Below are 11,286 nucleotides of genomic sequence, written 5' to 3'. Positions count from 1 at the left end.
AACCCCTTTTTAGCCTTCCAAAACATTCAAAAAAATTACCTGAACTTCGCTAGATGTGTTACTGTTTCTCTAAGCGGGTGCAAATATACAACTGTTTTTAATACTGACAACTTTATTTTGAAAAAAAATTATTTTTTTCTGAAGCAATAAAAACAACAATTCTAAGAACAACTCTTACAAATAAACCCCTATTTGTTAGCGGCTGCAAAACTACAACCTTTTTTGACTTTACAAACTATCTTTTGAAAATAATTTGAAATAAATTTTAAAGCCAATTAAACAAACATTTATAAGAACTACCGCTTGCAGTCAAACGGGTGGCAAAGATACACAGAAGTTCAAGTCTGACAAGTATTTTTTGATATTTAATTCAAATAAAAATCTAATCCTTTGACCTTGTTTAGTCTAGCTTTATTATTTATTTATTGAAGCATTTTTATCACTCACTTACTGCTAAAAAAGATACCCGTAAATAGACGACAAAGACTGTTTTCTTCCTACAAATAGTAAAGGTGTCTTATTGTAGAGCTTTTTGTGGATCTACTTAAGCTTTCGCGAAAGCGTAATTATTTAAAGAAAGAAGTTCCAAACGATACCAAAACGTATATTAAAGTCTCTATATGGATACCCTGGTGCGCTATAAAAGTCGTTACCTGTAAAGCTACTATTAAAGTGTTCGGCCTTGAGAAAGATTCTGGTCTGGCGAACTTTCATATTAATAAAGAAGTCTAGCAGGGGGAAGTTTCCAAACTCTTGAGAGTTTTGCACATAAAATTCTGCGAGTATGGGGTCATATGCATTGAGATTATACTTTGTAAAGTAGTTTGCAGTAAACCCTGTTTGTAAAAAAAGTGCTTTTTTAAACAAACGGTCTGTAAAATATAAGCTTCCTCTACCTACGAAATCTGGAACATTAAGCACTCCCTCTGCCCCACTCACGTTTTGATATGTGGCAGTGAGATCTAGATTAAACTTCTTATACTTGATATTTTTACTGGCTGTGACCTGAAGATGATTTATGGACTCACTGGTTTGAAAAGAGTTTACAAGTGAGTCTACAGGATCTAATGCAAAATATGCATAGTCTTTTATAGTAGCGGCAGAGGCTTTGAGGTTTACCCACTTTTTTGAATCTAACTGAGCCGTGAGTGTATTAGTCTTTACAGTTGCATAAGCTTCTTGATTAGACCAGTTATAGTTTATATAGTTGCTTTGAAAAAGTAGATGGTTAAATCCTGCCGGTCTTGCATTGCTCAATATACTTGCCGAAAAGCGCTTGTCTTTATCTATAGCATATCCAGCTTCTCCATATATATTGTATCCATCAAAATCTCCTGAGACATTTACTTGAGCATCTCCCAGTATATCAAAACCACCTATTTTATTTTTATACCCTCCTCCTACTGCAATTGTGGTAGTTTGTATTCTATTAGGTACTCTTACCGTTTGCTCGTCTATACCATCACCATCTTGATCTATACCTTGTATAAGTACTGCATCATAGCCATAGTTAAAATACGTAGCATTTGCTTGAAACTTGAGCTGCCCTAGTTTTTTATCTTCATAAACAACGTTAAGTTCGTTATAGGTTTCTTCGTGATCTGTTCTATCAGAAAAGTCGGTTTGTCTAAATGCTTCTCCAAAAAGATCATTTGCTGCATCTTGGCTATATCTATAAAATTTGTTCTCGCTATTAAAAATGTGACCTACTCTCAAACTATAATCTTTAAGGCTATCTTGTTTTTGAATAATATTATAGTGATGGTTTACATACACTCTTGTACCATCTAGTATATTTTCGGCATCTTCAAAGTTTACTGGCAATCTTGATCTATCATCAAAATCTTCGTCACCACTATTAAACTGCTCTATACCTAAAGTGGTTAATCCTCCGTTTTCTTGATTACTTAAATCTTGAGCAACCCAGTGTGCCTTTATGTAGTATCGCTTATTTTTTGTGTTATAGCTACCCGCAAATCTAAAATTACCCGAACTGGTTAATGCATTTTGATATTTACCTAAGCTACGCACTCCTTTATAAGCTATAGACATATTAAGTCTAGGGTGTATATTAAGGGTAAAGAAAGCATCTAGTTGTTGTCCTTGCTCAAAGGCGCTCTTATAAAACAACTCTGTGAGCGGTGTAGGTAGGTAGTGATACTTTATATCTTCTACCTCTTGATAAGCAAAGTGTCTAGCATTTGCAATATAGCCAGGCGTGGTGCGCCTGTTATCAAAATGATGTATGAGTGTATTGTTAGTTTGCCCGGTGTTTGCAAACGGCAATAAACCATAGCGGTCTTTACGCAGGTAATTAAATTTATAATCCTTTTCTATAGTAAGAGTAGTATCTACATATAAGGTATCTCTTTTTACAGAGATAATCTTATAATCCTCTACAGGAGGTCTTTCAAACTCTTTAATATTTGTAGATTTTGCATCTCTAGCATTAAGCGGGTCGTTATTATCACCAAGACCTTCACTTCGTTGCAATGTAGGCGTTTGCTGTATAGGTGATGTTTGCCCAAAGACTGCTACTTGCACTAGACAAAAAATAAACCCAAAAATCTTATTCATATAAACAATTTGATGTGTCAAAATTACATTATTTGCACCGATTCTAGTATTTTGACCCGTTCAATATATGCTTAAACTTAAATATCATACTCATCTTATAGAATGTGGCACAGACGAGGCTGGTCGTGGCTGTCTTGCAGGACCCGTTACGGCAGCTGCTGTGATGCTGCCCGATAGTTTTATAAACGAGATTCTTACAGATTCAAAACAACTCACAGAGAAGAAACGTGATTTACTCAAACCTATTATAGAGCAACAAGCAATTGCCTACTCTTTTTCTCACGTGATGATGGAGGAAATAGACGACATTAACATCCTTAACGCCTCTATCACTGCTATGCATCGTAGTATTGAGGGTATGATAGGTACGCTTTCGCGAAAGCAAAAAAAACCGCAACACATACTTGTAGACGGTAATCGCTTTAAACCATTTACTGGCCTAGAGCACACAACTGTTATTAAAGGTGATGGAAAATACCTCCCCATAGCCGCGGCATCTATCATTGCCAAAACAGAGCGTGACCTATTTATGGACCGCATACACGAAGAGTACCCTATGTATAACTGGAAAAAAAACAAAGGGTATCCTACAAAAGAACATCGAGAAGCGATACGCACCTATGGTATTACAAAATACCACCGCAAAAGCTTTAAACTATTACCCGAACAATACTCGCTAGACTTTACTTTTAAAGACCATAAGTAATATACTGTTGAAAAGGTGGTCAATAATATTATGACCACAAAGGCCGTAGGTCTCACACAAGACTGTATTTTTGAACAACCAGTCTTTACTATTTATGAAAATTCTATTATACCTCTCTGCCGTAGTTGTATTGCTAGCTAGCTGCACAACCTCAACAAAGAACTCGTCTTCACTCACAAAATACATTCCTCGCAAGGCATCTGTTGTTGTAAAAACTACAGATCTTAAAGATTTTAAAAGTGCGCTAGTCAATAATGATTTCATACAAGAGCTGGGCACCACTAGTCTATACAAAACACTAGTAGATAACCAAGCCGCATTTGCAGCTGTACAACCAGATGGAGAGACACTGTTTTGCTATACTAAGCTAGGTCGCAAAGCCTACGATTTGAGCATTATTACAAAAAACCACCTAGGCCTTTTTAAAAATGACTCAACACTTATAAGAGAAGCCTCACTCAATGACAAAAAAATTAAGTCACTAGGAGCAAATGCTCATTACCTTATATATAACGATGTTTTTATAGCAAGCACCTCAAAAATTTTACTTGAGAATGTGCTAAGAGAGAAAAATAGAGAAACGTACACAGACCCTTTGTTTGACCGTGCCTATAATTCTTCTAGTAACAGTGCGACTGCTTCTATTTTTATAAAAGGATCTGAAGGAGGAGATTTATACAAAACACTCTTTCCTGCAGCTGGCGTAAATGCGCTTAAAGACTCCTTTACTTGGGCCACGGCAGATATTGACCTTGACCAAAATGATGTACGTCTCAATGGCGTGGTACTCGTACAAGACTCTACAAACTTGCGTCTCTCCCTACTCAAGAACACAAACCCTGTGGTAAACAGAATCACTAGCATTACTCCCACCGCTGCCGTAGCTGTAGAAGCTATAAGCTATGACAGCTGGGAACAACTTAAATCTAATAAAGCAGACTTGCTCAAGGTAGACCTTGCTCAATATAATATCCCGCAAGAAGACCTCTTTGCTAGTTTTACAGAGATAGGTGTTATTCATCTTGCAAAGAGTTCGGTGATTGTAGGTGTTTCGGCAGATGTGAGTGTTACAGATAATGTGCTTGCAAGCGGGTCAGAACTTGCGACCTTTAGAAAAGTTAAGATATATGAAGTTGGGAATGCTTCCGCTTTCGCGAAAGCGTACTCACCTCTACTCAACCTCTCTTCTCCAAAGATGTATGCCACAATAGATGACTTTTATCTCTTTGCCGAAAATCAAGAAGCACTAGAAACTGTTATTGCAAATTATCAAAACCAAGCAATATTAGCTACCAGTGCGGCATTTGCTCCTACAAAAAACGCATTGAGTCGTGCATCAAGTTACTTGCACATCACAAATCTTGATAGCAAAAACTACCAGCAACTTGTATCACAACAGGGACAGAAAAACCTAAAAGAAACTACGCTAGAAGGCTATCACTATGCCGCTCTACAACTCGTGCAAGAGAAAGATTACCTACTGCTCAACACGACAATACTTAAAAATGAAGACAACACTACAGATGCTAGCATTGCACAAATTGCAAATGTGAAGCTCAGTGCACCTATTACAATGTCTCCACAGCTGGTAAAAAATCATCGTACAGATGGACAAGATATTGTTGTGCAAGACATAAATAATACCTTATACCTTATAAGTAATGCTGGCAAGGTGTTATGGCAAAAGGATCTGGATGGTCAAATACTGGGCGATATGCAGCAGATAGATATCTATCGTAACGGGAGATTACAGCTAGCCTTTACCACAGAGAAGTCGTTCTATATTCTAGACCGTAATGGTAATGATGTGGGGCCATACCCACTGTCTTTTAAAGATACGATCACGCAACCACTTGCGATATTTGACTATGATAACAATAGCAACTATCGTTTTGTTATTGTGCAGGGTGAAAAGGCACTTATGTATGATAAAAAGGCAAGCCCTGTTTCTGGATTTACCTTTAAAGAAGCTACGAGTACAGTTATATTTCCGCCAGCACACATACGTATTGCAAATAAGGATTATATCGTAATTGCCGAAAACAATGGAAAACTCAACATCTTGAGTCGTACTGGTACTTCTCGTATAGAGGTGAAGAAAAAAATAAACTTTGGTGATGTGCCAGTTTATAGAAACAGAAATACGTTTGAAACATATACTGTAAACGGAGAGAAGGTAAGAGTCACTACAAAGGGAGAAATCGTACAGACCATCTCAGATTTTGACTCAGACTCACGCATAGCGCTAGGCAAGTCTCTTGCGGTAGGACAGCGAGAGAATCTACTATTAATAAACGGTAAGAAAAAAGAAATAGCTTATGGTTCTTATAGTGCTCCACAAGTTTTTGAAGCTGCAAAAAAGCAATACATCACACTTACTAATACAGAATCTAGTGAGGTGTATCTATATGACAGCAAAGGAAATCTACTTCCTAACTTCCCTATTTACGGCACATCAAAAGCCTCTGTAGGTTTACTAGAAAAAAACAAGTCACTAGGTTTTGTCACACAGGGTGGTGACAAGTCTATCCTTATTTATAAAATAAACTAGTAAAATAGATTTTAAGTAATTGAGAGATGTGGAAATTACTCTGCAACTTCCGGAGTAATAAACTCCGCTTTAAAAAGGGCTGTAAAATGTTTTTTAAGCTTAGCCTTCACCTCCTCTTGATCTACTGTAGCTTTACCTAGCTCTACATTAAGTGAGGTAACGGCCTTATCTTTTATACCGCAAGGTATCATAAGATCAAAATAGCCTAGATCTGCATTTACATTAAGTGCAAAGCCGTGCATAGTAACCCAGCGGCTCGCTCTCACACCCATAGCACATATCTTTCTGGCAAATGGCGTCCCTACGTCAAACCAAACTCCCGTCTCCCCTGGAGAACGCTCGGCTTTGAGTCCGTATTCGGCTAGAGTGAGAATAACCATCTCTTCAAGTAAGCGCAAATATTTATGTATATCTCTAAAGAAGTTATCAAGATCTAATATAGGGTATCCCACTATCTGACCCGGCCCGTGGTAAGTAATATCACCACCTCTATTTATTTTATAGAATGTAGCATTTTTTTCGGCTAGCTCTTTTTCACTCACAAGCAGGTTAGACATATCACCACTCTTACCTAACGTAAAAACGTGTGGATGCTCTACAAAAAGAAAATGGTTATGAGTTACTAATCCTGCATCTTCTCTTCTGTTTGCAATTTTCATTGCAACAGTTTTCTTAAAAAGCTCATCTTGATAGTCCCAAGTTTCTTTGTAATCGCGATGTCCTAAATCCTGAAAAATGATATTTTTATTCACGCCGCAAAGGTAAGAATTACTTCACATTAAAAAACCTCCTACCAGATGGTAAGAGGTTATAAAATATCGTTAAAGACACTGTAGCCCCAACATAAAGCAATCACTTTTGTTCTTTCAAAAGATCATCAACACCTAGCAAAATAATGCTACTATATCGACCTCTCTTTAATTTTTGGGATTGTTTAAAATAACGAGTGCTGCAATCACGCCAGGCACCCAGCCACAGAGCCAAAGTAAGAAAACTATTAATACAGACCCACACCCTTTACCTATAACAGAAAGGGGCGGAAAAAAGATGGCTAGTAAGACACGCCAGATACTCATATAAATTGATTTTGATAGGTTACCACAAAGGTAACGCTTGATTGATGTACTTAATATGTCTACATATTATTAGAATTGTTACAAGCATTTCATTTCTGACCCTGCTATGACTATCTTTGCAAGCTTAAAAATTACCGTATGCAACTGTCAGAACAAGAACAAGTACGCCGCCAGAAATTATCTCGCTTGCGCGAAATAGGAATCAACCCCTATCCCGCAGCACAATACCACGTGACTCACGCTTCCGCGAAAGCGAAAAATGACTACACAGAAGGTGAAAAAGTAGTAATGGCTGGAAGGCTAATGTCAAGACGTATACAAGGAAATGCCTCTTTTGCCGAAATACAAGATGGTGAAGGTCGCATACAAGTATACTTTAACCGTGATGAAATCTGTACAGGAGAAGATAAATCTAAGTATAACGAGGTTTATAAAAAGCTTCTTGACATAGGAGACTTTATAGGTATAGAAGGTGAGATGTTTACCACTAAGGTAGGAGAGATCACTGTGCTTGTAAAAGACTTTACTCTATTAAGTAAAGCACTCAAGCCATTACCACAACCACGCACAGATGATGAAGGTAAAGTGCACGATGCATTTACAGATCCAGAGATGCGTTACAGACAGCGATATGTAGACCTTACTGTAAACCCGCACGTAAAAGAGGTTTTTGTAAAACGTACAAAGCTCTTTAACGCAATGCGTAATTTCTTTAACGACGCAGGATACTTTGAGGTTGAGACACCAGTATTACAACCTATCGCAGGTGGTGCAGCTGCAAGACCATTTATAACACACCATAACTCACTAGATATGCCATTATATATGCGTATTGCAAATGAGTTATACTTAAAACGACTTATTGTAGGTGGTTTTGAAGGAGTATATGAGTTCTCAAAAAACTTCAGAAATGAAGGAATGGACCGTACGCACAATCCAGAATTTACCGCAATGGAAATTTATGTAGCCTATAAGGATTACAACTGGATGATGGACTTCTGTGAGCAATTACTAGAGACTTGTGCCATTGCAGTAAATGGTACAACAGAGGCTACCTTTGGAGAGCACAAGGTAGACTTTAAAGCTCCATATGCCCGCGTTACTATGGCAGATAGTATCAAGCACTTCACAGGTTTTGACATTAACGGTAAGACCGAAGATGAGATACGCGCCGCTGCAGAGGGTATGGGTATCGAGGTAGATGATACAATGGGTAAAGGAAAACTCATAGATGAGATTTTTGGAGAGAAGTGTGAGGGTAACTATATACAGCCTACCTTTATTACAGATTACCCTAAAGAAATGAGTCCGCTTTGTAAAGAGCACCGCGATAACCCAGAGCTTACGGAGCGTTTTGAACTTATGGTATGTGGTAAGGAAATTGCAAATGCATACTCAGAGCTTAACGACCCTATAGATCAAAGAGAGCGTTTTGAAGCTCAGCTAGAACTTGCAAAGAGAGGTGATGATGAGGCAACAGCCTCTATAGATTATGACTTCTTAAGATCATTAGAGTACGGAATGCCTCCTACATCTGGTATGGGAATAGGGATGGATCGTTTAATAATGTTCTTAACAAATAACCAGTCTATACAAGAAGTACTTTTCTTCCCACAGATGAAACCAGAGAAGAAAGCACTTGACCTTAATGAAAATGAAAAAGCCATTTATGAATTACTCAAAAAGGAAAGTCCGCAGGAGCTTAGTGTTTTAAAGACAGCTGCCGGATTAAGTAACAAGGCTTGGGATAAAGGAATAAAAGGGCTTACAAAAATGGGCGCCGCAAAAGTTTCAAAAACAGATGACGGTCTATTTGTAACCATCGCAGACTAAGGTAACCGCCTTTCTTACTATATAAAACCTCTGTCTATCGGCAGGGGTTTTCTTATTTTTAGTGATGTGCTCAATGTTATAATTGATAACTACATCTTCATTATATGAGTTTATGAGGGCTTTATTACGCTTTCGCGAAAGCGCACTTACACCTAGCAGCATTATACTTCCCTAAGTGAAAAGGACAGTTTACAGTCATATAACTGGCATTTGCGCATTTATAATTTTAAGAAAGAGTTTCTCCCCATAGTTTTGATATAAACAAAAACACATTTATTATGAAAACAAAACACATCACAACAAAGAAGAAGGTAACAGGCGCCATTGCGACTATCTGTATGGTTCTAGCCTTCGTGTTTACATCTCAAACGGCACAAGCACAAGCTGTAGAGCGCACAGTATCTGGCGTAGTAAAAACGCATAATAGCGTTGTACCAGGAGCGGCAATCGTTCTCAAAGGAACAAACATAGGTGTTATGGCAGATGACGATGGCGTTTTTACCTTTCCGCAACCACTTAAGGATAATGATGTTCTTATCGTAAGCTCAATGGCTTTTGAAGATATGGAGGTAAAAATTGAACGTGGCACTACCTACATCGAACCATTTTTAGAAGGTACAGCCATTGTTATTGTAGGAGCTTTGAGAACTGCACCTGCCCAAAAGAAAGCTATACCTAAATCTATGTAACTATATGTACAAGCTTACGCTCTTTATATTCTTCATCTTCACAACTGTGACAAGTGCACAGCGCTCAGACTTTGCACACATTGACTTTACAACTGCCGATTATAAGGCATCACTTCTTGAAGGTGAAGAATTATATAATCTCCCACTATTAAGCCACAAACTCACCTCAACGCTTACTACAGATGTTGAAAAATTTAGAGCAATTTATTACTGGGTTACTCATAATATAAAAGGCAATGATGCACTTACACGCAAGAGCAAGAAGATGTATCTGGATAAAAGTTACTCAGATGCCAAGCGTTCTGTGTTTAAGCAAGAAGTTCTTACAACGTTAGTTAATGATAAGGAAACCCTGTGTACTGGATATGCCTATCTAATTAAAAAGCTTGCCCTATTATCTGGAATCACTTGTGAGGTCATAAATGGGTATGACCCTACAAGTACTTTTAAATCAAATGGGAAACTTATTGCAAATCACGCGTGGAATAGCATACAACTTAACGGGAAATGGTATGTATGTGATGCCACCTGGTCTAGCGGCTATACTGATGTTAAAAGTCAACTTTTTATTTACGACTTTGACCCTAGCTACTTTTTAATGGAACCAGAGGAGTTTTTAAAAAAGCATCACGCTACTAATGAACAATGGAACGACTTACTTGTAATGCAATAATGATATTACATTTTACCACTAGGCTGTTTATCTAGCCACTGCAGGTAATAAATTACGTTTGTTAACACATCACCATCTACATCACCATCTTGTGTATTGTTTATTGCTATACTAGCATTATAAGTGGGGATATAAATAAACAGCGTCCCCCAAAAACCAGAATGCAAATAGGTCTCTACGTCAAGTTTTTTACTGTAATAGCTATCAAAACCTAGACGTTGCTTAGGGATATTTCCTTCCTTATACCTGCCATCTAGTAATAGCATTGTGTCTAAGGTATTTTTATTTTCAAAAACACGATTATTAAAAACCGCTTGAAGAAATACACTTAAATCTCTTGTAGTAGAAACCAGACCACCACCTCCATATAAATCTACAGAGTTATGCCACTTTGTAGCATCAAGACTACCTACATAGCGATGCACTTCTTGTGGCAACTCTTGCGTAGGTTCTTCTAGACTTTGTAAATAGGTAGACGTCATACCTAGCTCGTCAAACTTAAGTAATGACCTAAGTGCAGCCGCAAGATCGAGCTTAGTTGTGCGTTCTATGATTTCGCCAAGTAAGATATAACCTGTATCGCTATAATTATTTTCTGCTCCGGGAGCAGCATAAGGACTCCCATTATCTATTGCAAATTGTATTTGCTCTGTACGGCTCCATATTTTGTTTGGAGTTTTTGAAGCGGCTTCTATATATTCTGGCCCTCCCTCTGCATAATCATATAAACCACTTGTATGACCTAGACAGTGGCGTATAGTTATTTTATCTGGATCATAACCGCCCTCTTTAAGTAATGCGATATGCTCCTGAGAGATATATTTTGAGATAGCATCTTCTAGCAACACTTCGCCTTGCTCATATAGACGTAATATAGCCACAGCTACAAATACCTTAGTCACACTCGCTATTCTAAAAGGCTGATTTGCCTTTAACAACGCATCCTTATCTATACTATCATATCCAGCCGCTCCAGAAAAATCTATTTTGGCAAAAGGGGCAATTACAGATAATGAGACACCGGTTACATCTTGCTTTGTATCAGTAAAAGTGTCATCTAGAAAAAATTGCAGCTGCTTATCAGTATCTTGAGTATAGTTTACCTCTTGTGTACTGCTGCAGCTTAGGGTTATTAAACAAAGTGCAATTAGGTATGGGATATATTTCATTTGTGTTATTTT

9 protein-coding genes are annotated in these 11,286 nt (G+C 37.8%); 5 read left to right on the top strand and 4 right to left on the bottom strand.

Annotation, left to right across the window (positions count from 1 at the left end; all coding sequences use genetic code 11):
• Window positions 1–570: 570 nt before the first annotated feature.
• Entirely contained in the window at window positions 571–2,577 is a 2,007-nt protein-coding gene (locus tag ACFO5T_RS09655) for a putative porin (protein ID WP_380033931.1), read from the bottom strand.
• Between the two features lie 67 nt (window positions 2,578–2,644).
• On the opposite strand from ACFO5T_RS09655, the gene ACFO5T_RS09650 reads away from it, so the two are divergent.
• Both ACFO5T_RS09650 and ACFO5T_RS09645 read left to right on the top strand, forming a co-directional pair.
• Window positions 2,645–3,283: a ribonuclease HII gene (locus ACFO5T_RS09650; protein ID WP_375253144.1), complete on the top strand. Its 639-nt coding sequence runs from the start codon at window positions 2,645–2,647 to the stop codon at window positions 3,281–3,283.
• A gap of 94 nt (window positions 3,284–3,377) precedes the next feature.
• Window positions 3,378–5,834, top strand: coding sequence for a hypothetical protein (locus ACFO5T_RS09645; protein ID WP_380033929.1), 2,457 nt, complete (start codon window positions 3,378–3,380; stop codon window positions 5,832–5,834).
• A 35-nt stretch (window positions 5,835–5,869) separates the two neighbouring features.
• Here the strand turns inward: ACFO5T_RS09645 and lipB are convergent, their stop codons facing one another.
• Complete coding sequence (gene lipB / locus ACFO5T_RS09640) at window positions 5,870–6,586, bottom strand: lipoyl(octanoyl) transferase LipB (RefSeq protein ID WP_380033927.1); 717 nt, start codon at window positions 6,584–6,586, stop codon at window positions 5,870–5,872.
• 165 nt (window positions 6,587–6,751) lie between these two features.
• Window positions 6,752–6,910, bottom strand: a complete 159-nt coding sequence (locus tag ACFO5T_RS09635) for a YqaE/Pmp3 family membrane protein (RefSeq protein WP_081965011.1) — start codon at window positions 6,908–6,910, stop codon at window positions 6,752–6,754.
• 138 nt (window positions 6,911–7,048) lie between these two features.
• On the opposite strand from ACFO5T_RS09635, the gene lysS reads away from it, so the two are divergent.
• From lysS to ACFO5T_RS09620, 3 genes are all read left to right on the top strand, one after another.
• Window positions 7,049–8,743, top strand: a complete 1,695-nt coding sequence (lysS, locus tag ACFO5T_RS09630; protein ID WP_380033924.1) for a lysine--tRNA ligase — start codon at window positions 7,049–7,051, stop codon at window positions 8,741–8,743.
• A 278-nt stretch (window positions 8,744–9,021) separates the two neighbouring features.
• Window positions 9,022–9,432: a carboxypeptidase-like regulatory domain-containing protein gene (locus ACFO5T_RS09625; RefSeq protein WP_380033922.1), complete on the top strand. Its 411-nt coding sequence runs from the start codon at window positions 9,022–9,024 to the stop codon at window positions 9,430–9,432.
• A 4-nt stretch (window positions 9,433–9,436) separates the two neighbouring features.
• Window positions 9,437–10,105: a transglutaminase domain-containing protein gene (locus ACFO5T_RS09620; protein WP_380033920.1), complete on the top strand. Its 669-nt coding sequence runs from the start codon at window positions 9,437–9,439 to the stop codon at window positions 10,103–10,105.
• Between the two features lie 5 nt (window positions 10,106–10,110).
• Here the strand turns inward: ACFO5T_RS09620 and ACFO5T_RS09615 are convergent, their stop codons facing one another.
• On the bottom strand, window positions 10,111–11,274 hold the full coding sequence (locus tag ACFO5T_RS09615) for a serine hydrolase domain-containing protein (protein WP_380033918.1): 1,164 nt from the start codon (window positions 11,272–11,274) through the stop codon (window positions 10,111–10,113).
• Between the last annotated feature and the right edge of the window lie 12 nt (window positions 11,275–11,286).

This window comes from Dokdonia genika (genome assembly GCF_042652845.1).
Classification (GTDB): domain Bacteria; phylum Bacteroidota; class Bacteroidia; order Flavobacteriales; family Flavobacteriaceae; genus Dokdonia; species Dokdonia donghaensis.
The sequence above is the reverse complement of the archived record's forward strand: the minus strand, read 5'-3'. Positions and strand labels throughout refer to the sequence as shown.